The organism is Brachybacterium epidermidis (genome assembly GCF_015209585.1).
Taxonomy (GTDB): domain Bacteria; phylum Actinomycetota; class Actinomycetes; order Actinomycetales; family Dermabacteraceae; genus Brachybacterium; species Brachybacterium epidermidis.
The window spans coordinates 201,441-222,119 of the sequence record NZ_JADEYR010000001.1; the positions used below are offsets into that span (position 1 = coordinate 201,441).

20 protein-coding genes are annotated in these 20,679 nt (G+C 70.9%); 12 read left to right on the forward strand and 8 right to left on the reverse strand.

Translation table 11 applies throughout. From position 1 onward, the window contains the following. Positions 1–87 precede the first annotated feature (87 nt). Entirely contained in the window at positions 88–2,565 is a 2,478-nt protein-coding gene (locus IOE58_RS00955) for a phosphoketolase family protein (RefSeq protein WP_193864559.1), read from the reverse strand. A 230-nt stretch (positions 2,566–2,795) separates the two neighbouring features. Further along, positions 2,796–3,614, reverse strand: a complete 819-nt coding sequence (locus tag IOE58_RS00960; protein WP_193864560.1) for a DUF2382 domain-containing protein — start codon at positions 3,612–3,614, stop codon at positions 2,796–2,798. A gap of 322 nt (positions 3,615–3,936) precedes the next feature. Here IOE58_RS00960 and IOE58_RS00965 point away from each other — a divergent pair, with 322 nt between their 5' ends. After that, entirely contained in the window at positions 3,937–4,644 is a 708-nt protein-coding gene (locus IOE58_RS00965) for a PepSY domain-containing protein (RefSeq protein WP_193864562.1), read from the forward strand. A 4-nt stretch (positions 4,645–4,648) separates the two neighbouring features. Here IOE58_RS00965 and IOE58_RS00970 read toward each other — a convergent pair whose 3' ends face one another. Then, positions 4,649–5,821 carry an amidohydrolase gene (locus IOE58_RS00970; RefSeq protein ID WP_193864563.1) on the reverse strand — a complete coding sequence of 391 codons (1,173 nt, stop codon included), beginning with the start codon at positions 5,819–5,821 and terminating at the stop codon, positions 4,649–4,651. A gap of 60 nt (positions 5,822–5,881) precedes the next feature. Here IOE58_RS00970 and IOE58_RS00975 point away from each other — a divergent pair, with 60 nt between their 5' ends. Beyond that, the gene (locus IOE58_RS00975) at positions 5,882–6,793 is read left to right on the forward strand and encodes a polyphosphate kinase 2 family protein (protein WP_193864564.1); all 912 of its coding nucleotides are present in this window, start codon (positions 5,882–5,884) and stop codon (positions 6,791–6,793) included. Positions 6,794–6,899: 106 nt separating this feature from the next. Continuing rightward, a complete protein-coding gene (gene tpx, locus IOE58_RS00980) occupies positions 6,900–7,397 on the forward strand; it encodes a thiol peroxidase (RefSeq protein ID WP_193864565.1) in 498 nt (165 codons plus the stop codon). 208 nt (positions 7,398–7,605) lie between these two features. Here tpx and IOE58_RS00985 read toward each other — a convergent pair whose 3' ends face one another. The 3 genes from IOE58_RS00985 to IOE58_RS00995 form a co-directional block, all read right to left on the reverse strand. Then, the gene (locus IOE58_RS00985) at positions 7,606–8,409 is read right to left on the reverse strand and encodes an alpha/beta fold hydrolase (RefSeq protein ID WP_193864567.1); all 804 of its coding nucleotides are present in this window, start codon (positions 8,407–8,409) and stop codon (positions 7,606–7,608) included. 115 nt (positions 8,410–8,524) lie between these two features. Next, the gene (locus tag IOE58_RS00990; protein WP_193864568.1) at positions 8,525–10,753 is read right to left on the reverse strand and encodes an NADP-dependent isocitrate dehydrogenase; all 2,229 of its coding nucleotides are present in this window, start codon (positions 10,751–10,753) and stop codon (positions 8,525–8,527) included. 156 nt (positions 10,754–10,909) lie between these two features. Then, complete coding sequence (locus tag IOE58_RS00995) at positions 10,910–12,229, reverse strand: Nramp family divalent metal transporter (RefSeq protein WP_193864569.1); 1,320 nt, start codon at positions 12,227–12,229, stop codon at positions 10,910–10,912. 301 nt (positions 12,230–12,530) lie between these two features. On the opposite strand from IOE58_RS00995, the gene IOE58_RS01000 reads away from it, so the two are divergent. Continuing rightward, positions 12,531–12,908: an ectoine synthase gene (locus IOE58_RS01000; RefSeq protein ID WP_193864570.1), complete on the forward strand. Its 378-nt coding sequence runs from the start codon at positions 12,531–12,533 to the stop codon at positions 12,906–12,908. A 137-nt stretch (positions 12,909–13,045) separates the two neighbouring features. On the opposite strand, the gene zupT is transcribed toward IOE58_RS01000, so the two are convergent. Beyond that, positions 13,046–13,894 (reverse strand): zinc transporter ZupT, encoded by an 849-nt coding sequence (zupT, locus tag IOE58_RS01005; RefSeq protein WP_193864571.1) that lies wholly within the window; start codon positions 13,892–13,894, stop codon positions 13,046–13,048. An 11-nt stretch (positions 13,895–13,905) separates the two neighbouring features. Here zupT and hisD point away from each other — a divergent pair, with 11 nt between their 5' ends. Then, entirely contained in the window at positions 13,906–15,237 is a 1,332-nt protein-coding gene (hisD, locus tag IOE58_RS01010; RefSeq protein ID WP_193864572.1) for a histidinol dehydrogenase, read from the forward strand. A gap of 24 nt (positions 15,238–15,261) precedes the next feature. On the opposite strand, the gene IOE58_RS01015 is transcribed toward hisD, so the two are convergent. Further along, complete coding sequence (locus tag IOE58_RS01015; protein WP_193864573.1) at positions 15,262–15,657, reverse strand: DUF3054 domain-containing protein; 396 nt, start codon at positions 15,655–15,657, stop codon at positions 15,262–15,264. Positions 15,658–15,780: 123 nt separating this feature from the next. On the opposite strand from IOE58_RS01015, the gene IOE58_RS01020 reads away from it, so the two are divergent. From IOE58_RS01020 to IOE58_RS01050, 7 genes are all read left to right on the forward strand, one after another. After that, positions 15,781–16,914 (forward strand): histidinol-phosphate transaminase, encoded by a 1,134-nt coding sequence (locus tag IOE58_RS01020; protein WP_431831682.1) that lies wholly within the window; start codon positions 15,781–15,783, stop codon positions 16,912–16,914. Continuing rightward, positions 16,911–17,579, forward strand: coding sequence for an imidazoleglycerol-phosphate dehydratase HisB (gene hisB, locus IOE58_RS01025; RefSeq protein WP_228018440.1), 669 nt, complete (start codon positions 16,911–16,913; stop codon positions 17,577–17,579). The genes IOE58_RS01020 and hisB overlap by 4 nt, the downstream gene beginning before the upstream one ends. Continuing rightward, positions 17,576–18,232 carry a hypothetical protein gene (locus tag IOE58_RS01030; protein WP_193864575.1) on the forward strand — a complete coding sequence of 219 codons (657 nt, stop codon included), beginning with the start codon at positions 17,576–17,578 and terminating at the stop codon, positions 18,230–18,232. Before hisB ends, IOE58_RS01030 begins: the two co-directional genes overlap by 4 nt. Continuing rightward, positions 18,229–18,888: an imidazole glycerol phosphate synthase subunit HisH gene (gene hisH, locus IOE58_RS01035; RefSeq protein WP_193864576.1), complete on the forward strand. Its 660-nt coding sequence runs from the start codon at positions 18,229–18,231 to the stop codon at positions 18,886–18,888. The genes IOE58_RS01030 and hisH overlap by 4 nt, the downstream gene beginning before the upstream one ends. Beyond that, positions 18,885–19,043, forward strand: a complete 159-nt coding sequence (locus IOE58_RS01040; protein WP_193864578.1) for a hypothetical protein — start codon at positions 18,885–18,887, stop codon at positions 19,041–19,043. Before hisH ends, IOE58_RS01040 begins: the two co-directional genes overlap by 4 nt. Positions 19,044–19,132: 89 nt before the next feature. Beyond that, positions 19,133–19,873 carry a bifunctional 1-(5-phosphoribosyl)-5-((5-phosphoribosylamino)methylideneamino)imidazole-4-carboxamide isomerase/phosphoribosylanthranilate isomerase PriA gene (gene priA / locus IOE58_RS01045; protein ID WP_193864579.1) on the forward strand — a complete coding sequence of 247 codons (741 nt, stop codon included), beginning with the start codon at positions 19,133–19,135 and terminating at the stop codon, positions 19,871–19,873. Beyond that, on the forward strand, positions 19,866–20,678 hold the full coding sequence (locus IOE58_RS01050; RefSeq protein ID WP_193864580.1) for an SseB family protein: 813 nt from the start codon (positions 19,866–19,868) through the stop codon (positions 20,676–20,678). Before priA ends, IOE58_RS01050 begins: the two co-directional genes overlap by 8 nt. The last annotated feature ends 1 nt before the right edge of the window (position 20,679 follow it).

The following is a 20,679-nucleotide window of genomic DNA, read 5'->3' on the forward strand; positions in this document are numbered from 1 at the left end:
GCGCCCGCAGGAGCCACCACCAGGTACTCCGCTCCCAGACGGAGGGGCCCGATCCGCGGTGCGGATCGGGCCCCTCCTATGAGCGGGTCACTCGTTGTCGCCGCCGGTCTCAGCGGCCACCCCCGGGGCTGCGGTCGTAGCGTCGCCGCCGTCGCCCCACTGCCAGTCGGCCACCTCGGGGACGTCGGCACCGTGGGTGTAGGCGTAGGCGCGGGCACGCACGCGGGCGTCCTCCATCTCCTGGCGCAGCAGGGCCTGGGCGGTGCCCAGCCCCTCCACCCTGTCGATCACGTCCATCACCAGGTGATAGCGGTCGGTGTCGTTGCGCATCAGCATGTCGAAGGGCGTGGTGGTGGTGCCCTCCTCCTTGTAGCCGCGCACGTGGATGCGGCCATGGCGGTCGTGGCGGTAGGCCAGGCGATGGATCAGCCACGGGTAGCCGTGGTAGGCGAACACCACCGGGATGTCCTCCCCGAAGATCCCGTCGAAGGCCCGCTGGGACAGCCCGTGCGGATGCTCCGTGTCGTCCTGAAGGCGCATCAGGTCCACCACGTTGACCACACGCACCTTCAGGTCCGGCAGCTTCTCCCGCAGGATCTTGGCGGCAGCCATGGTCTCGATGGTGGGGATGTCCCCGGCGCAGGCGAGCACCACATCGGGCTCCTGGCCGGCCACCTCGGTGCCCGCCCATTCCCAGATGCCCAGACCGCGGGTGCAGTGGGTGATCGCTTCCTCCCGGCTCAGCCACACAGGGTTGGGCTGCTTGCCGGCCACCACCACGTTGACGTACTGCTTAGAGCGCAGGCAGTGGTCCATCGTCGACAGCAGCGTGTTGGCGTCCGGCGGCAGGTACACCCGGACCACCTCGGCCTTCTTGTTGACCATGTGATCGATGAAACCCGGGTCCTGGTGGGAGAAGCCGTTGTGGTCCTGCCGCCACACGTGCGAGCTCAGCAGGTAGGTGAGCGAGGAGATCGGAGCGCGCCACTCGATCTCGTTGGTGATCTTCAGCCACTTGGCGTGCTGGTTCACCATCGAGTCGACGATGTGGATGAACGCCTCGTAGGAGGAGAACAGTCCGTGCCGGCCGGTCAGCAGGTACCCCTCCAGCCAGCCCTGGCACTGGTGCTCCGAGAGCATCTCCATCACCCGGCCCGTGGCGGCCAGGTGCTCGGCGTGATCGTGGTCCTCGAAGTGCGCGTTCCACTGCTTGTCGGTCACCTCGTAGACGGCCTGCAGCCGGTTCGAGGCGGTCTCGTCCGGGCCGAAGATCCGGAAGGTCTCCATGTTCTGGGCGGTCACGTCCCGCAGCCAGGTGCCCAGCACCCGGGTGGGCTCGGCGATCGTCGCGCCCGGGGCCTGCACATCCACCGTGTAGTCGCGGAAATCGGGCAGCCGGAGGTCCTTGCGCAGCACCCCGCCGTTGGTGGCAGGGTTCGCCGACATCCGCAGCCCGCCCTCCGGGGCGGCCGCGGCGATCTCGGCACGCAGGGCGCCGTCCTCGTCGAACAGCTCCTCGGGCTCATAGGAGCGCAGCCAGCGGTCCAGATCCGCCAGGTGCTCATCGGTGTCCCGCGCGCTGGCCAGGGGAACCTGGTGGGAGCGCCAGGAGCCCTCGGTCTTGTGCCCGTCGATCTCCTTGGGCCCGGTCCACCCCTTCGGACTGCGGAAGACGATCATCGGCCAGGCAGGTCGCTCAGTGGTCCTGCCGGTCTTCGCGTCCTTGGCCGCCTGCTTCTTGATCGCGGCGATCTGGTCAAGGGCCTCGTCCAGCACCTCGGCGAAACGGCGGTGCGTCGGGATCGGGTCCTCGTCATCGAAACCGCCGGTGAAGAACAGCGGCGTATGACCGTAGCCTCGCATCAGGTCGGCGAGCTCGTCGTCCCCGATGCGGGCCAGCACCGTGGGGTTGGCGATCTTGTAGCCGTTCAGGTGCAGGATCGGCAGCACCACCCCGTCGGTGTGGGGGTTGATGAACTTGTTGGAGTGCCACGAGGTCGCCAGCGGGCCGGTCTCGGCCTCGCCGTCACCGACCACGGTGAAGGCGATCTCGTCGGGCCGGTCCATCATGGCCCCGTAGGCGTGGGAGAGGGCGTACCCCAGTTCGCCGCCTTCATGGATCGAGCCCGGCGTCTCCGGGGCCACGTGGGAGGGGATACCGCCGGGGAAGGAGAACTGGGTGAACAGGCGACGCAGCCCGTCCACGTCCTGGCCGACTGCCGGGTACACCTCGGAGTAGGTGCCCTCCAGATAGCTTGCCGCCACCAGCCCGGGGCCGCCATGGCCGGGGCCGGTGATGTACATGGCCTTCAGGCCGCGCTGACGGATCGCGCGATTGGCATGGGCGTACAGGAACGTGAGCCCGGGCGTGGTGCCCCAGTGCCCCAGGAGCCGCGGCTTCACGTGCTCGCGCTGCAGAGGCTCGCGCAGCAGCGGGTTGGCCATCAGGTAGATCTGGCCGACCGAAAGGTAGTTGGCTGCGCGCCACCAGGCGTGGATCGACTCGAGCTCATTGTCACTGGGAGCCTTCGGCGCCGCATCGGGCCAGGACGGAACGGTGGACATGGTGCCTCCTCGGTGCTCGACGGTGCGAGCTGGACGATGCCGTGCCTCCACACTAGGACGATCCGCGGGCCGCAGTAAGGGACCAGCACTGGGAAGCGGTGATCCGGGCCGTTCCGGTCGCGGCATGCGGAAGGGCGCACCACCTCGGAGGTGGTGCGCCCTTCCTGGATCAGGACTCAGGGGTCAGGGCGCTTGACGCGCTGCCTGTTCCTGGTTCCCTCAGATGCTGCTCAGACGCGGTCGTCGCGACCCGACTGCACATCGACCTCCTCGTGACCCACCTGCTCGGTGACGGTCTCGGTGTCGGTGACGGTGCGCTTGCCGAGGTTGACGTTCTCCGTGGCGACGGTCTCCTTGCTGACGACGGGGCGCTCCTCGTGGAGGGTCACCTCTGTCTCGTCCTCGCCGAGGCGGCCGCCGCGGTCCTCGCCGGTGGCGGGGGTGCGCTCGACGACCAGCTCCTCGCGCTGGACGGGAACCTCCACCTGCTCGGTGTCGGTGACCACGTACTTGCGCAGGCGCGCCTTGCCGGCCTCACGGCGCTCGGTGCCGACGTTCAGCTTCTCCTCGTGGAGGGTCACGCCGTCGTCGTCACGGCGGTCCAGATCGCGGTCACGGTCCACGCCGGCCCCGGCGGCTCCGACGCCAGCGCCAGCAGCGCCCACGCCCGTCCCGGTGCTGTCATCGACGGTGCCACCGGTGCGGTCACCTGCATCGAGGTAGCCGTCGCGGGAGGGATCCTGGACGCCGTAGTAGCGGTAGAGCTCGGCCTCCTGCTCCTGGGAGATCTCGCCGTCCTCCGCGATGTTCGGAGCGTCCTTGATGAACTTCTTCTCGTACGGGACGCGGATCTCACCGTCGGTGAACTGAGCGTCCGCCAGGGGGATGAAGGTCTCGTTGGTCCCGAACAGGCCGGTGTTGACCGTCACCCACGACGGGTCCTGCCCCTCGTTGGTCACGTACACCTGGCCGACGGAGCCGACCTTGTCGCCGGTGGAGTCGACAACGATTGCGCGCTGCAGGTCTCGGATGTTGCCCTGAAAAGTCATGTGGATTCCTCTCATGTACAGCTGTCAGATCCGAGGGCGGTCGAGATGGAACACGACCGCGGATCCGTGGATCTGCTGACCCAGTGACCGTAACCCAGGTCACGCTCCACCTGCCAAGAACCGGTGCTAACGGTCGGTCGGCCCATTCATCCGTGCAGTTGGGAGACATATCAGGCGTCCGTTCGTGAACTGCGGATGAGAGTGCTCTCAGAATCCGCGCCCGCCCAACCGGCCATGCCTACGCTGGATTGATCAGCGAACCGGGTGGCCAGTGCGATCAGCACGGTGGCGCCCGGGCCACCTCCAGGAACGGAGAACCCCCATGACCATCACCAGCCGCCGCTTCGTCCGCTCCGCCGCCGGGGCCGCCTTCGTCCTGGCCCTGGCGGTCGGATGCGGCTCCGACACCGAGGATCCCGCCCAGCCCGATCAGCCGAGCCAGGAGCAGGACGCAGGGGAGGGCAGCGGCGCCTCCGACGGTGGTGGATCCTCTGATGGAGGTGCCGCCGATGGCGGCGCGGCCACCTCCGACGACGGCGCGGCCGCATCCGACGGCGGCGGTTCCGCAGCGGGCTCCGAGCTCCCGGCCGATGCCGACCTGGCCTCGACCGAGCTGCCCATCCCCGCGGAGGACGCCGTGCAGCGCGCCCTGGACGCCGCCGGGGGAGGGGACGTCCACTCGATCACCATCGACCACGACCGCCGCAACGGCTGGGAGTGGGAGATCGAGATCCGCAACGATGCCCAGGAGCACGCCATCGAGCTCAGCGCCATCAGCGGAGAGATCATCGAGCACGAGCGCGACCAGGACGACGACGGCGAGCCCGCCGTCGACATCGCCGATCCGATGCCGTACGCCGAGGCCATCGAACTAGCCCTGGGAGCACAGGACGGCCGAGTCTCCGGCTGGTCGCTGGAGTCCGATGACGACCGGATCCACTACACCGTCGACATCATCCCGGACGGCTCGAACGACGACGTGGAGGTCGAGGTCGACGTGGAGACCCAGGACGTGCGGATCGACGACTGAGCGCTCAGCGCTCCGCGATCACGGGCTGCCCGTCCTCACCGCGGTGCATGACCTCGCGGCCGGCCTGCCACACGCGCAGCGTCCGGTGGCGCAGGTCCAGCGGGTCACCGTCCCACAGCACCAGGTCCGCATCCTTGCCCACCTCCAACGAGCCCAGCCGGTCACCCAGACCGAGCACCTCGGCAGGGTTCACGGTGATCGCGCGCAGGGCATCGGAGGGGTCCATGCCGTCCTTCACTGCCAGGGCAGCCTGGTGCACGAGGAAGTCGATCGGCACCACGGGATGGTCGGTGATCAGGGATACCTTCACCCCGGCCCGCGCCAGGATGCCCGGGGCGCGGGTGGTGCGGTGGCGCACCTCCACCTTGGAGCGGGAGACGATCAGGGGTCCGTACAGCACGGGCACCCCGGCCCTCGCGATGCGATCGGCGATCAGGTACGACTCCGTGCCGTGGTCGAGCACCAGCTCGTAGCCGAACTCCTCGGCGATGCGCAGGGCGGTCGCGATGTCGTCGGCCCGGTGCGCGTGCTGCCGCCATGGGATCTCGCGGGCCAGCACCCGTGCCAGAGCCTCCGACACCAGGTCGCTGTCGCGCTCGGCCGGGTCCTTCGCACTCCAGGCGCGGGCCTTCGCGAAGGCCTTGCGGATGGTCAGCGCGACCCCGAGGCGCGTGGACGGCGTGGCGCTGCGCTCGCCGTACACGCGCTTGGGGTTCTCACCCAGGGCGGCCTTCAGCCCGGAGGGCTCGCGCAGCACCATGTCGTCCACCACGCGGCCGTGGGTGCGGATCGCCACGGCCAGGCCCCCGATCGGGTTGCCCGAACCGGGGTTGACGTTCACAGCGGTCACCCCGCCGGCGATGGCGTCGTCGAAGCCCACCTCCATCGGGTTGATCGCATCGATGGCGCGCACCGCGGCCATCACCGGGTCGGTCATCTCGTTGGTGTCGTTGCCGGCCCAGCCCTCACCCTCCTCGTGCACGCCCAGGTGCACGTGGGCGTCGATGAACCCGGGCAGCAGCCATGCGCCGTCGGCGTCCACCACCTCGGCGTCGCCGGGGACGTCCACGTCGGGGCCGAGCGCGGTGATCACCCCGTCCCGCACCAGGACGGCGCCGTCGAAGGGATCGTCGGTGACGGGCTGGACATGGGCGTGGGTGATCGCAAGGGTCGTCATGGGGCGACCCTCGCCCCCCGCGGGCGGCGCGTCAAACCGGGTCCCACTACTCTGAAGCGCATGAATGAGATCCATGGCACAGATGATTCAGGTGGCGCGGGCACCGGCGCGGACGTGCTCGTCAGCACCGATGCCCCGCGGGGTGTGAGGATCCCTCCCGGCTGGACCGGCTCGGTGACGGAGCTCGATGCCCGCTCCACCCCCGGCTTCCAGGGCGACAAGCAGGACGGCGAAGATCGCCTGGCCGCGCTCGACGAGCGCCTCGACGACCTCCAGGAGCGGCTCTACGCGGCCAGTCGTCCCACCGGGGAGGGCCGCAGTGTGCTGCTGGTGGTGCAGGGAATGGACACCTCCGGCAAGGGCGGCATCATGCGCCACGTGGTCGGCTCGGTGGACCCCCAGGGTGTGGACATCAGCGCCTTCAAGGCCCCCACGGACGAGGAGAAGAAGCACGACTTCCTGTGGCGGATCAGGCCGCACGCCCCGGCCCCCGGGATGATCGGCGTGTTCGACCGCTCCCACTATGAGGACGTGCTGATCCACCGGGTGCACGGCTGGGCTGATGAGCAGGAGATCCAGCGCCGCTACCGTGCGATCAACGAGTTCGAGCAGGAGCTGACCGAGGCCGGCACCACCGTGATCAAGGTGATGCTGCACATCTCTGCCCAGGAGCAGGGCGAACGGCTGATGGAGCGGCTGGAGCGCCCGGACAAGCACTGGAAGTTCAACCCCGGCGACCTCGATGAGCGAGTCCACTGGCCCGCCTACATGGAGGCCTACGACCGGGCGCTCGCCGCCACCTCCACCGAGCACGCCCCGTGGACCGTGGTGCCGGCGGACCGCAAGTGGTACGCGCGGATCGCTGTCCAGCAGCTGCTGCTGGACGCGCTGGAGGCGATCGACCCGCAGTGGCCCGCCGCGGACTTCGACGTGGACGAGCAGGTGGAGCGACTGCGCGCCACGATGGAGTGAGCGAGCCGGCGGGAGGCTCCGCGGTCCGATGCCGTCGACCGGTTGCCCGTCCGTGCGTTTCAGGTCCGTTCTTGTGGTTCCCAGGCAGGCGCGTGAGGATGGGGACATGGCTGCTATCACTTTCCAGAACAATCCCGTCTCCACGGTCGGCGAGCTGCCGCAGAAGGGATCATCGGCACCCCAGTTCGATCTGGTCGGCACGGACATGGGTCCTGTTACCAGCGGCGACTTCGCCGGCAAGCGCGTGGTGCTGAACATCTTCCCTTCCGTGGACACCGGCACCTGCGCCATGAGCGTGCGCCGCTTCAACGAGCTCGCCGCGGGGCTGGAGAACACCACCGTGCTGTGCGTCTCCCGTGACCTGCCCTTCGCCCAGGAGCGCTTCTGCGGTGCCGAGGGCATCGAGAACGTGGTCAGTGCCTCCGCCTTCCGCTCCACCTTCGGTGAGGACTACGGGGTGACCATGTCCGACGGTCCCCTGGCGGGCCTGCTCTCGCGTGCTGTCGTGGTGGTCGACGCCGACGGCACGGTCCTGTACACCGAGCAGGTGCCCGAGATTGCCGACGAGCCCGACTACGACGCGGCCCTCGCGGCGCTGCGCTGATGCGCTTCGAATGACCGCCTCGCGCACCCGCCCCCGGATCCTCCTGGGGCGGGTGCGCGATCTCGTCGATGACGACGGCCCCGGCGAGCACGACTTCCGCGTGCTCACCGACAGGCTCTGGCCCCACGGGGTGAGGAAGGATCGACTCGCCCTGGACCTCTGGGCTGCGCGGCATCATCGCGGCGGTTGCCCTGGTGGCGCTGGTGCGTCAGGTGCTCTGATCCTCGGCGAGGAAGGGCAGCACGTGCTCCAGCACGGGTCCGGCCGGGGCCAGCGTTCCTCCGTGGTCGCGCCCCTCCAGCGGCACGAACCCCGCGCGCGGCATCACGGCCGCCGCCTGCCGGGACTCCTCGAACCGCGGGTGGTCCTCGGTGCCGGCCATCCACAGGGCCGGCACCTCGCACTGCGCGAGCTGCTCGGCGGGGATCCCCGCGGTGGCGTCAGTCGCGGCCAGCAGGGCGGCGATCGCCTGGTGATCAGCGGTCAGGAACGCGGCGCGGGTGGCGCGGGCGCGCCTGTCCCCCACCTCCGGTCCGAGCCCCTGACGGGTGCAGAACTCCTCCATGCCGCCGGAGGCCACCGACTCGATCACCCCGGGGAAGAACACCTCGTCGACCGCTCCGTGCTGAGCGGAGGCGGACCCGCCCAGGCTCACCAGGCGCGACACCCGCTGCGGGTGGCGCACTGCGGTGCTCACGCCGATGCGGGCGCCCAGGGAGTAGCCCAGCAGGGACGCCGCCTCCAGGCCCTCCGCATCCAGCACCGCCAGCAGGTCCGAGACGAAGCGCTCCTGCGTGTAGGCATCGGCACTGTGCGGGGCGTCGGAGCTGCCGTGGCCCCGCAGATCCACCCGGATCACCGTGTGGTGCTCGGCCAGCGGCTCCAGATAGCCCAGTCCTCGCCAGATGGCGCGGCTGAGCACGGAGCCGTGCAGGAGCACCACGGCAGGACTGGTGCCGGAGACGTCGTAGCGCAGGTCGATGCCGTCCGACGGTGCGGTGATCACGGGCATGGGTGCTCCTTGCTCCCGGCGGGGGCGGTGTGCAGGTGCGAACGGCCGCGGCCGATCATCGCGAGGATGACCGGCCGCTGCCGTGCGTGCACGTCTCGATCGTGCTGGGCTCGTCTCAGAGCGCCTGGGCGATCTCGTCCAGGATGGCGTTGAAGGTGGCCGAGGGTCGCATCACGCGTGCGGTCTTCTCCGGATCCGGACGGTAGTAGCCGCCGATGTCGGCCGGGGAGCCCTGCACGGCCAGCAGCTCCTCGGCGATCGTCTGCTCGGCCTCGCTGAACTTCGCGGCCAGCGGGCCGAACGCCTCGGCCAGCTCGGCGTCCTCGGTCTGCTTGGCCAGTTCCTGCGCCCAGTACAGGGCCAGGTAGAAGTGGCTGCCGCGGTTGTCGATGCTGCCCAGCTTGCGCTGCGGGGACTTGCCCTCCTCCAGCAGGGTGGCGGTGGCGCGGTCCAGGGCGTCGGCCAGCACCTCGGCGCGAGCGTTGTCGGCGGTGCGGGAGAGGTGGCGCAGGGACTCGGCCAGGGCCAGGAACTCGCCCAGGGAGTCCCAGCGCAGGTAGTTCTCCTCCATCAGCTGCTGGACGTGCTTGGGGGCGGAGCCACCGGCACCCGTCTCGAACAGGCCGCCGCCGTTCATCAGCGGCACCACAGAGAGCATCTTGGCGCTGGTGCCCAGCTCCATGATCGGGAACAGGTCGGTCAGGTAGTCACGCAGCACGTTTCCCGTCACCGAGATGGTGTCCTCGCCGCGGCGCACCCGCTCCAGGGTGTGCTTGGTGGCCTCGACGGGGGAGAGGATGCGAATGTCCAGGCCCTCGGTGTCCTCCTCGGCCAGGCAGGCCTCGACCTTGGCGATCAGGTTGCGGTCGTGGGCGCGCTCCGGGTCCAGCCAGAACACGGCCGGCATGCCGGAGAGGCGGGAGCGGCGCACGGCCAGCTGCACCCAGTCGCGGATCGGGGCGTCCTTGGCCTGGCAGGCGCGGAACACGTCCCCGGCCTGGACCTCGTGGCTCATCAGCACGGAGCCGCTCGCATCACGCACCTCGACGCGACCGGGGGAGGGGATCTCGAAGGTCTTGTCGTGGGAGCCGTACTCCTCGGCCTTCTGCGCCATCAGGCCCACGTTCGGCACGGTGCCCATGGTGGTGGGGTCGAAGGCGCCGTTGGCCTTGCAGTCCTCGACCACCACGTCGTACACGCCGGCGTAGGAGGAGTCGGGGATGACCGCCAGGGTGTCGGCCTCCTCGCCGTCCGGGCCCCACATGTGGCCGGAGGTGCGGATCATCGCGGGCATGGAGGCGTCGATGATGACGTCGCTGGGCACGTGCAGGTTGGAGATGCCCTTGTCCGAGTTGACCATCGCCAGGGCGGGGCCGTCGGCGAGATCCTGCTCGATGGCCTTCTTCACGCCCTCCTGGGTCCGGGCGTCCAGCTCCTGGACACCGGCGAGGATGCCGCCCAGGCCGTTGTCGGGGGACAGACCCGCGGCCTTCAGCTGCTCGCCGTGCTGGGCGAAGAGAGTGGGGAAGAAGGCCCGCACGGCGTGCCCGAAGATGATCGGATCCGACACCTTCATCATGGTGGCCTTCATGTGCAGGGAGAACAGCACGCCTTGCTCCTTCGCCGCCGCGACCTGCTCGCGCAGGAAGGCGTCCAGCGCCTCGGCGCGCATCACGGTGGAGTCCACGACCTCGCCGTCCAGCACCGGGAACGGTGCCTTCAGGACGGTCTCTGCGCCGTCGGCGCCGATGTGCACGATGGACAGCTCTCCGGGACCCTCGATCACCACGGACTGCTCGTTGTGGCGGAAGTCGTCGGCGCCCATGGTGGCCACGGAGGTCTTCGAGTCCGCGCTCCACTCGCCCATGCGGTGGGGGTACTTGCGGGCGAAGCTCTTGACGGCCTCGGGGGCGCGACGATCGGAGTTGCCCTCGCGCAGCACCGGGTTCACGGCCGAGCCCTTGACGGAGTCGTAGCGTGCGCGGGTGTCCTTCTCCTCATCGGTGGAGGGCGACTCGGGGTAGTCCGGCAGGGCCACGCCCTGGGACTGCAGCTCGGCGATCGCGGCCTTCAGCTGCGGCACCGAGGCGGAGATGTTGGGCAGCTTGATGATGTTGGCCTCGGGGGTCTTGGCAAGCTGGCCCAGCTCGGCGAGGGCATCGTCGACCTGCTGGTCCTGGGGCAGGACGTCGCCGAAGGCGGCCAGGATGCGACCGGCCAGGGAGATGTCGCGGGTGGTGACGTCGATCCCGGCGGTGGTGGAGAAGGCCTCGAGGATCGGAAGGAACGATGCGGTGGCCAGCATCGGTGCTTCGTCGGTGTGGGTGTAGATGATGCGCGCCATGGTTCGCGGGGCTCCCTCGGTTCGGTGCGGCAACTGTCTTGACGTCAAGACTATCGGCTGGGGGTGTCGGCCGCCCGGGGGCCGACGCCGCCCACCGTACGGGATGCGAGGGGGATCCCGCCCTCCGGTGCATGGAGGCCGGAGGCGGGGACCGGGTCACCACATGCCGGCCAGCCCTCCGAGCTGGTAGATCGCCAGGCCGATGACCACCAGGGTGATCACCGCGCCCAGCACGTTGGCGACCACGCCGTTGGCATGCTTGCCCAGCAGCCGGCGGTTGTTCATGGTGATCAGCAGGAACACCGCGATGATCGGCAGCAGCAGGCCATTGGCGGCCTGCGCGATGATGATGATGGAGACCGGTTCGAAGCCGGTCAGCGCGATGAGCGCACCGATCGCCAGCACCGCGATCCACACGATCCGGAAGCTCCAGGACTTCATGTCGGTGCTCAGTCCCAGCACACCGCAGATGGCGTAGGCGGCCCCCAGTGGACCTGCCAGCGCCGAGGTGAAGCCGGCGCAGAACAGACCCAGGGCGAACACCCAGCCGGCGGCATCGCCCAGCAGGGGCTCCAGGGCTCGGGCCAGGTCCGTGCCGGTCTCGGCGGTGATGCCCTTGAGGAACATGCCGCCGAAGGCAGTGGCCATCACCGCGAGAGTGATGATGCCGCCCAGCGCGATCGAGGAGACGGTGTCCACGCGGGCCTCACGGATCGCCTTGTTCTCCTCCATCTCGCCCCAGTTCTCCTGGACCAGGGAGGCGTGCAGGAACACGTTGTAGGGCACCACCGTGGTGCCGATCAGCGCGATCGTGGTGAGGGCCGCGCCCGCGGGGATCGAGGGGACGAACATCCCCTTCAGCACCTCGCCGAACGGGGGCTGGACCACGAAGGTGGTGGCCACGAACAGCAAGGCGAGGATCGCCGCCATCGCCATCAGCACCTTCTCGACCACCTTGTAGCTGCCGGTCACCAGCAGCCCGAAGATGGCCAGGATGATCAGGGCGATGATGATGCGGATGTCGATCGGCAGCACCGAGGACACGGCCAGGGCGGTGCCCGTGGTGTCACCGCCGGCGTAGGCGGCGCCGCCGATGCCGATCGCCGCGACCACCAGGATCACCATCAGCACCTTGGCGATCGGGTTCTCGAAGGTGCGGCGCATCGCCTCGCCCAGCCCGATCCGCCCGCCGATCCCCAGGCGCGATGCCATCTCCTGCAGCACGATGGTGGCGACGATCGAGAACACCACCGCCCAGGCCAGGGCGAAGCCGTAGCTCGCACCGGTGACGATCGCCGTGGTCAGGGTGCCCGGCCCGATGAACGAGGCCGCGATGATCAGGCCCGGACCGAACAATGATCCCTTGCGCTTGCCGGTGCGGGGCCGGTCGTCCACGTCGGTGTCTGCGGCCTCGCCGGGCGCCCCGTCAGCATTCGGGCTGTCGTGGCCGGCAGGGGTCGGCTGGACTGCGCTCATAGCGGCTCCTCAGGTCGATGTGCACCCCACGGCGGGGTGCGTGATCCACAACACTACCGGGGGCTGTGCTCGGAACGGGAGAGCGCGGGGATCGTTACTGATCGGTGATCGGTGATCGGTGATCGGTGATCGGTGATCGGTGATCGGTCGACGGGATGGCCGTACCGTACGGCGGGCGCCGCGTATCGCACGGCGGACCCGTTGTGAGGGGCAGAACGACGTCGATAGGCTCGCGGTGGACCGAGCGCGCCCTCGGCAGCGCAGGTCTCCCACGCATCACCCCGACCCCAGGAGGGGCTTCATGTTCACGCGATCCATCGATGACGTCGAGAAGGTCGAGTGGGGCAGCGGCACCAGCCAGCGCATCCTCACCGCCAAGGACAACATGGGCTTCGCCGTGGCCCACACCGTGGTGCGCAAGGGCACCAGCTCGCCGCTGGAGTACCGCAACCACCTCGAGGCCTGCTACTGCATCGGCGGCTCCGGCACCGTGTGGAACGCCGATCGCACCGAGCGCTACGACATCACCCCCGGCGTGATCTACGTGCTCGACGAGCACGACCCGCACCACCTGGAGGCCTCCGAGCACGAGGACCTGATCCTGGTCTCGATCTTCAACCCGCCGATCACGGGCGATGAGCAGCACACCCTGACCGAGGGCGGCTTCTCCAGCTACTGATCGAGCTGGCCTGGCGCAGGGCGGTCACCCCGAGCAGGGGTGGCCGCCCTCTCGCACGGGGCCCCTGGAGGCACCTGTTCAGGGCTCCCTGCATGCACACCGCTCGGCACGATCACACCTCACGGCACGATCACACCTCACAGCACGATCAAGGTGACTGCCATCAGCGCCATTCCCGCGATCAGCGAGTAGATCACCGTGTGGTGCTCCCCGGTCTCCTCGGCGGCCGGCAGCAGCTCGTCAAGGGACACGAACACCATCACCCCCGCCACGCCCGCGAGCACCGCCCCCATCGCCGGTCCCTCCAGCAGCGGTGCCAGCAGAAGGTAGCCGACCACCGCGCCGGCGGGCTCGGCCAGCCCCGTCATGGTGGCCAGCCAGAACGCCTTGGCCCTCGAGCCCGTGGCGCGATGCACGGGCACCGCGACCGCCAGACCCTCGGGGATGTTGTGCAGGGCGATCGCAGCGACCACCGGGATCGCGATCTCCGGGGCCTGCAGGGCCGCCACGAAGGTAGCGAAGCCCTCGGGCACGTTGTGCAGCGCCAGCACCATCGCCATCACCGTGCCGGTGCGCAGCAGTCGTGCCCGCAGGGCCCTGTCGGCCGCCTGCTCCGCCGGTTCTCGTGAAGGACCGTGCACGTCCGCATGATCGACCCGGCCCGAGAACTCGTGCGGGTTGACCGGCTCCGGCACCAGCCGGTCCAGCAGGGCGATCAGTGCGATGCCGCCGAAGAACGCGGCGACGGCGAGCGCCGAGCCCCGGCCGGTGGGCGAGCCGTCGGCGCTGTCCGAGAGCGCCGCCGCCCCTTCGGGCAGCAGCTCCATGAAGGACACGTACAGCATCACCCCGGCGGAGAGCCCGAGCCCTCCGGCGAGCGTCCGGGCGGGGGTGCCGCGTCCCAGCACCCCCAGCGCCGCACCGATGCTGGTGGCGCCACCGGCGACGAGGGTGAGCAGGAAGGCGACGAGCACAGGCACGACCATAGACTGTTCGCATGCCGATCCTCACCACCGTCGACCTGCGTACCCGCACCCTCACCGCAGCCGAGCTGACCGCGGCCCTGCCACGTGCCGAGCTCGACGTGGAGGCCGCTGCCGCGGCCGTGCGCCCCGTGGTCGAGGACGTCAAGGAGCGGGGCGCCGCCGCCGTGCGTGACGCCTCCGAGCGCTTCGATGGGATCCGGCCGGAGCACCTGCGCGTGCCGCAGGCCGAGCTGGAGCGGGCGCTGGCCGGGCTCGACCCCGCCATCCGGGCTGCGCTCGAGGAGTCCGCCGCACGCGTGAGGCGGGTCGACGAGGCGCATCGCCGCACGGACGCCAGCGTGCAGGTGGTGCCGGGCGGCACCGTCACCCAGCGCTGGGTCCCGGTGCGGCGCGTGGGCCTGTACGTGCCCGGCGGCCGGGCCGTGCTGCCCAGCTCCGTGGTGATGAACGTGGTGCCCGCCCAGGTGGCCGGGGTGGAGCAGATCGTGCTGGCCTCACCGCCCCAGAAGGAGCACGGCGGCCTGCCGCACCCCACCATCCTCGCGGCCTGCGCCCTGCTGGGCGTCACCGAGGTGATCGCCGCCGGCGGAGCACAGGCCATCGCGCTGCTGGCGCACGGGGCCGAGGATCTCGGCGACGGCAGCGGGCTGGAGGGCGTGGACCTGGTCACGGGCCCCGGCAACGTGTACGTCGCTGCCGCCAAGCGCCTGGTGCGCGGCACCGTCGGCATCGACGCCGAGGCCGGCCCCACCGAGATCGCGATCCTGGCCGACGACACCGCCGACCCGGCCTACGTCGCCGCCGACCTCATCTCCCAGGCCGAGCACGACCCGCTCGCCGCCAGCGTGCTGGTCACCGACTCCGAGGCCCTGCTGACCGCCGTCGAGGAGCAGCTCGCGGTGCAGGTACCGCAGGCGATGCACGAGCAGAGGATCCGGACGGCACTCGCCGGCCCCCAGAGCGGCGTCGTCCTGGTCGACGGACTCGAGCAGGGGCTCGCCGTGGTCAACGCCTACGGTGCCGAGCACCTGGAGATCCACACCGCCGACGCCGCCTCCGCAGCCGCCCGCGTCACCAACGCCGGGGCGGTGTTCGTCGGCCCCTACGCACCGGTGAGCCTGGGTGACTACGCGGCCGGCTCCAACCACGTCCTGCCCACCGGTGGCAGCTCCCGGTACGACAGCGGTCTGAGCGTGCAGACCTTCCTGCGCGGCATCCACGTGGTCCAGTACGACCGCGAGGCGCTCGCCTCGGCACGCACGGCAGCCACCGCGCTGGCCGATGCCGAGGGACTGCCCTCGCACGGGCGGGCCATCGACATCCGCTTCGAGAAGGATTGCTGAGAACCCGGCAGCGCGTGCTGAGCCTCAGGCTCGGGCGCGGGCCTCGTGCCGCTGATGGGGCGCGCGCTCCCCGCGCGTGAGGTGGAGGGCCAGGGCCCGCCAGCCCAGCATCAGCACGCCGGTGACCGCGGCGGAGACCAGCACGAAGGACAGCTCGGCACCGGCACCCAGCAGGCTGCGGATCACCATCGCCCCAGCGATCGTGATGGCCCACACGAACACGCCCTGCGGCCACAATGCGAACGGCGCCCGCCAGGAACGGATGGCCAGATGGCCCAGCAGCGCGCCCACGGCGAACGGCCACCCCACGGTGAACAGGTTCTGCGTGGTCAGCGAATCGCCGTGCTGGATCAGGCCGATCGCGACGAAGAGCAGGACGATCAGCAGGTCACCCACCAGGGCACCGAGGGAGCGGAACATGCCGTCAGGATATCTCCGGGCCCGGCCCCGACGATGGCAGGTGCCTGTGCCTCCTGCCACCTTCGGTCTCCCCGGTCGGACCAGCCCGAGGCGCCCTCACCGCGGAGCCCTACGATGGAGGACATGTCCGTGAACCCCGCAGCCACGACCGCGGCCACCTCGCTGCCGGCGCCCCGCGCCGATCTCGTCGGAGCCGAGCCCTACGGCGCTCCCCAACTGCCGGTCACGCATGCGCTCAACGTCAACGAGAACCCGTTCGGTCCGTCGGCCGCGCTGGCCGATGACATCGCCGCCGCCGTGCGCGAGGCCGCGCTGGGGTTGAACCGGTACCCGGACCGCGAGGCGATCGCCCTGCGGGAGGACCTGGCCTCCTACCTCGCCCACGAGGCGGGGATCGACAGGCCGCCGGTGGAATCGGTGTGGGCGGCCAATGGCTCGAACGAGATCATGCACCAGCTGCTGCTGGCCTACGGCGGCCCCGGCCGCACGGCCCTCGGCTTCACGCCGCACTACTCGATGTACCCCGAGTACGCGCGCGACACCTACACCGACTGGGTCACCGCTTCCCGCGGCCCCGCCCCGGACTTCGCCCTCACCGCGCAGGACGTCCTCGCCGCGATCGAGCAGCACCGCCCGGACGTGGTGGTGCTGACCAGCCCCAACAACCCCACCGGCACGGCCCTGGAGCTCGAGGTGGTCGAGGCCGCCGCCCGCGCCCTGGCGCCCACACGCGGCCTGCTGGTGGTGGACGAGGCCTACTCCGAGTTCCGCCGCGACGGCGTGGCCAGCGCGCTGACCGTTCAGGGGGACCATCCCGGGCTGGTGGTGACCCGCACCATGTCCAAGGCCTTCGCGCTGGCCGGAGCACGCCTGGGCTACCTGGTGGCCCATCCCGCGATCGTGGACGCGGTGCGCGTGGTGCGCCTTCCGTACCACCTCTCGGCCGTCACCCAGGCCGTCGCGCGGGCTGCCCTGGCTCACCGTGAGGAGCTGCTCGGGCAGGTGGCCCTGCTGCGCTCCGAGCGGGACGCACTGGCCACCCACCTGGGCGAGCGCGGCCACGAGGTGGCCGCATCCGACGCCAACTTCATCCTGTTCCGCACCTTCGCGGACCGCTCCGCCGTGTTCGAGGCCCTGCTGGCCCGGGACGTGCTGGTGCGCGCCGTCGGCCCGGAAGGCTGGCTGCGCGTGTCCATCGGCACTCCCGAGGACAACGCCGCGTTCCGCACCGCCCTTGAGGAGGCAGACCCCCGATGACCGAGAACACCGAGCGTGCCGGCGAGAGCAGTCCCGGCAGCGGGGCGGGCACCGACCTGGACCGGCCGCGCCGCACCGCGACCGTCTCCCGCACCACCCGTGAGTCCAGCGTCGAGCTGACCCTGGACATCGACGGCACCGGCCAGGTGGACGTGTCCACCTCCGTGCCGTTCTTCGACCACATGCTGACCGCCCTGGGCACCCATGCCCGCTTCGACCTGACGGTGCGGGCCACGGGCGACACCCACATCGATGCCCACCACACCGTGGAGGACACCGCGATCGTGCTGGGCCAGGCGCTGCGCGAGGCGCTCGGGGACAAGCGCGGCATCGCACGCTTCGGCGATGCGATGGTGCCGCTGGACGAGGCCCTCGCCCAGGCCGTGGTGGACCTCTCCGGTCGGCCCTACTGCGTGCACACGGGGGAGAGCGAGGCGCAGGCCCTGCACCTGATCGGCGGTCACCTCACCGGGTCCCTGACCCGCCACGTCTTCGAGTCCATCGCCCACCACGCCGCGATCTGCCTGCACATCCGACTGCTGGCCGGCCGCGACCCCCACCACGTGGTGGAGGCCCAGTTCAAGGCCCTCGCCCGCGCCCTGCGCGCCGCCTGCGCCCTCGACGACCGCGTGCTGGACGTCCCCTCCACGAAGGGAGCACTGTGACCACCGCCGACCGCCCCGACCCCGATCTGCCCCGCGATCCCGACCAGCCGAGCCCGGACGGCCCCGGCCCCGACGGTGCCGATCGCCCCGGCTCCGACATCGACGCCGAGTTCGCCCGCCTCACGCAGGGACTCGGCCTCGACGACGCCCCGCTGACGGTGGACGACGTGCTCGCCGAGCCCGCCGCCCAAGACGAGGACACCGAACCGGCCATCGCCGTGGTCGCCACCTCCGTTGCCGCCGCCACCGCCCTGGCTGGAGCGATCCGCCTGGGCCGGGAGGCCCGCACCGACGGCACCGACATCCCGGCCGACAGCCGTGTGCTGGACACCGACACCGGGGCGATCGCCGCGGGCGAGCTTCAGGAGGCGGACGCCCACGCCCTCGCCGCGATCACCTCCACCGCGCTGCAGCGCAACGGCCTGGTGCTGTTCTGGCGTCGTGGCGATCGCATGACCGCCACCCGCTACCGCAACGGCGAGCGGGGCGACGACGTCTCCCCGGCGCTCGTGCTCGGGGCGGTCTCCGACGTCGTCGAGCAGCTCCTGCTGGGCGCTGTGACGCTGGCGGAGCTGGGAAAGGGGATCGACCCCGCCGCCATCAGCCGCACCCAGGCCCTGCAGTGGATCGCGTCGGGGAGGAAGCGCCGGTGAGTCAGGGCACCGCACCGTCCGTCGTCGTCCTGGACCACGGATCGGGCAACGTCCGCTCCGTGGTGCGCGCCCTCGAAGCCGCCGGCGCCCAGGTGGAGCTGACGGCTGACCGCACCCGGGCGCTCGCGGCCGACGGCCTGGTCGTGCCGGGCGTCGGCGCCTTCGCCGCCACCATCGCGCAGGTGCGCGCCGTCGGGGGCGACCGCATCATCGAGCAGCGCCTCGCAGGCGGGCGCCCGGTGCTCGGCATCTGCGTGGGCCTGCAGATCATGTTCGAGGCCGGCACCGAGCACGGCGAGCGCGCCGCCGGGCTGGGCCAGTGGCCCGGCGAGGTCACTCGGCTGGAGGCGGAGATCGTCCCCCACATGGGCTGGAACAGCATCGAGCCCGGCGAGGGCACGCGCCTGTTCGACGGCGTGGAGCAGGAGCGCTTCTACTTCGTCCACTCCTACGCCGCCCGCAGCTGGGAGATGGAGAAGATCGGGCCGCTGGCAGCGCCCACGGTCACCTGGGCCACGCACGGCGGGGACAGGTTCATCGCTGCCGTCGAGAACGGAGCGCTCACCGCCACCCAGTTCCACCCCGAGAAGTCCGGGGATGCCGGAGCGCGCCTGCTGCGCAACTGGCTCGGCACGCTCAGGAGGACCACGTCGTGATCCTCGCCTTCGTCATGCTGTTCGCCGGTGGGATGCTGGTGGGCGGCGCCTGGTCCTTCCACCGTTCCCACAAGCCGTGGTGGACGACCGCGGCCTTGGCCGCTCTGGGCCTGCTCTGCATCGCCGTGTCGATCTGGCGCCTGCAGAGCGGCTGAGCCTCCCGCCCACGCCCCCGGACCCGCCCCGACACCCGGCTCCCCCGCCCCGTCACCCGGCTCCCCCACCCCGCCTCAGGAGGCACCCCATGACTGCTCCCGTGCTCGAGCTGCTGCCCGCCGTCGATGTCCAGGACGGCAAGGCCGTGCGCCTGGTGCAGGGCGAGGCCGGAACCGAGACCGCCTACGGCGCCCCCCTGGACGCAGCGCTCTCCTTCCAGCAGGGCGGCGCCCGCTGGCTGCACCTGGTGGACCTCGATGCCGCCTTCGGTCGCGGCTCCAACGCCTCCATGCTGGCCGAGGTCGTCGCCGCGGTCGACATGAGCGTGGAGCTGTCCGGGGGGATCCGCGATGACGAGTCCCTGGCAGCCGCGCTCGCCACCGGCTGCCGCCGAGTGAACCTGGGCACCGCCGCCCTCGAGCACCCCGAATGGACCGCGGAGGTGATCGCCGAGCATGGCGACCGCATCGCCGTGGGCCTGGACGTGCGAGGCACCACCCTGGCCGCCCGGGGCTGGACCCGTGAGGGCGGAGACCTGTGGGAGACCCTCGAGCGGCTCGACGAGGCAGGCTGTGTTCGCTACGTGGTCACCGACGTCACCAAGGACGGCACCCTGCGCGGCCCCAACCTGGAGCTGCTGCGGGGGGTCTGCTCCCGCACCGACGCAGCCGTGGTCGCCTCCGGAGGCGTCTCCTCCCTCGGGGATCTCGTGGCCCTGCGCGGGCTGGTGGCCGACGGGGTGGAGGGCGCGATCGTGGGTAAGGCCCTGTACGCCGGTGCCTTCACCCTTCCCGAAGCGCTCGACGTCGCGGGGCGGGTGGATGACTGAGCCCGGCACCGACAGATCGGGACAGGGCCGCGCACTGCCGGCCCACTTCCGGGAGAAGTCCCCGCTCACCGACACCGCCGGGGTGCCCTGGGCCGGCCGCGACTACGCGCCCAGTCCGTTCCCCGAGGACGACGGCTCCACGCCCCCCGCCCTCGCGGCGGCGCTGGACGCCCACCGACGGGGGGAGGACCCGCACCGCCGCGACCTGGTCGCGGCACTGGCCGCTTCCCGCGTGCTGGTGCCGATCATGGCGGTGGCAACCGACCTGGGAACCACGGCGCACGGTCTGACCGGGGACAACGGGGCCGACATGGCGATGGTGTCCATCACCGCGCCCGACGGCACGCGCGTGCTGCCCCTGTTCACCTCGGTCGCGCAGCTCAGCGCCTGGCGCCGCGATGCCCGGCCCGTTCCCGTGGTGGCCCCACAGGCCGCCCAGGCCGCCGTGCAGGAGCAGTGCACCGCCCTGCTGCTGGACGCCGCCACCCCCGCAGAGCACGGCGGGCCGATCCTGCTGCCGCGCTCTGTGCTGTGGGCCCTTGCCCAGGGACGCCCCTGGACCCCGCCCCACGAGGACCCGGAGCTGATCGCCGTGCTGGACCGCGTGGCCGCCACCATCGGGCCCGTGACGGGCCTGGTGGCACGCCCCGGTTCGCGCAGCGAGGTGGACCTGCATCTGCGCCTGGTCCCGGGCCTCGACGCCGAGCAGGTGCGTGCAGTGGTGCAGGAGATCTCCTCCCGTCTGGGTGCCGAGCCCCTGGTCGCCGAGAGGGTCAGCTCGCTTCGCCTGGCGCTGGAGTCCTGAG

What these genes read in the sequence shown, in the direction of transcription:
- IOE58_RS00965 (WP_193864562.1), top strand. Translation starts at nt 3,937, where the DNA reads ATGACCATCACCAGCCGCCGCTTCGTCCGCTCCGCCGCCGGGGCCGCC.
- hisB (WP_228018440.1), top strand. Translation starts at nt 16,911, where the DNA reads ATGACCGAGAACACCGAGCGTGCCGGCGAGAGCAGTCCCGGCAGCGGG.
- tpx (WP_193864565.1), top strand. Translation starts at nt 6,900, where the DNA reads ATGGCTGCTATCACTTTCCAGAACAATCCCGTCTCCACGGTCGGCGAG.
- IOE58_RS00975 (WP_193864564.1), top strand. Translation starts at nt 5,882, where the DNA reads ATGAATGAGATCCATGGCACAGATGATTCAGGTGGCGCGGGCACCGGC.
- IOE58_RS01020 (WP_431831682.1), top strand. Translation starts at nt 15,781, where the DNA reads ATGTCCGTGAACCCCGCAGCCACGACCGCGGCCACCTCGCTGCCGGCG.
- hisD (WP_193864572.1), top strand. Translation starts at nt 13,906, where the DNA reads ATGCCGATCCTCACCACCGTCGACCTGCGTACCCGCACCCTCACCGCA.
- IOE58_RS01000 (WP_193864570.1), top strand. Translation starts at nt 12,531, where the DNA reads ATGTTCACGCGATCCATCGATGACGTCGAGAAGGTCGAGTGGGGCAGC.
- IOE58_RS00985 (WP_193864567.1), bottom strand. Translation starts at nt 8,409, where the DNA reads ATGCCCGTGATCACCGCACCGTCGGACGGCATCGACCTGCGCTACGAC.
- IOE58_RS00955 (WP_193864559.1), bottom strand. Translation starts at nt 2,565, where the DNA reads ATGTCCACCGTTCCGTCCTGGCCCGATGCGGCGCCGAAGGCTCCCAGT.
- IOE58_RS01050 (WP_193864580.1), top strand. Translation starts at nt 19,866, where the DNA reads ATGACTGAGCCCGGCACCGACAGATCGGGACAGGGCCGCGCACTGCCG.
- priA (WP_193864579.1), top strand. Translation starts at nt 19,133, where the DNA reads ATGACTGCTCCCGTGCTCGAGCTGCTGCCCGCCGTCGATGTCCAGGAC.
- IOE58_RS01015 (WP_193864573.1), bottom strand. Translation starts at nt 15,657, where the DNA reads ATGTTCCGCTCCCTCGGTGCCCTGGTGGGTGACCTGCTGATCGTCCTG.
- IOE58_RS00995 (WP_193864569.1), bottom strand. Translation starts at nt 12,229, where the DNA reads ATGAGCGCAGTCCAGCCGACCCCTGCCGGCCACGACAGCCCGAATGCT.
- IOE58_RS00990 (WP_193864568.1), bottom strand. Translation starts at nt 10,753, where the DNA reads ATGGCGCGCATCATCTACACCCACACCGACGAAGCACCGATGCTGGCC.
- zupT (WP_193864571.1), bottom strand. Translation starts at nt 13,894, where the DNA reads ATGGTCGTGCCTGTGCTCGTCGCCTTCCTGCTCACCCTCGTCGCCGGT.
- IOE58_RS00960 (WP_193864560.1), bottom strand. Translation starts at nt 3,614, where the DNA reads ATGACTTTTCAGGGCAACATCCGAGACCTGCAGCGCGCAATCGTTGTC.
- IOE58_RS00970 (WP_193864563.1), bottom strand. Translation starts at nt 5,821, where the DNA reads ATGACGACCCTTGCGATCACCCACGCCCATGTCCAGCCCGTCACCGAC.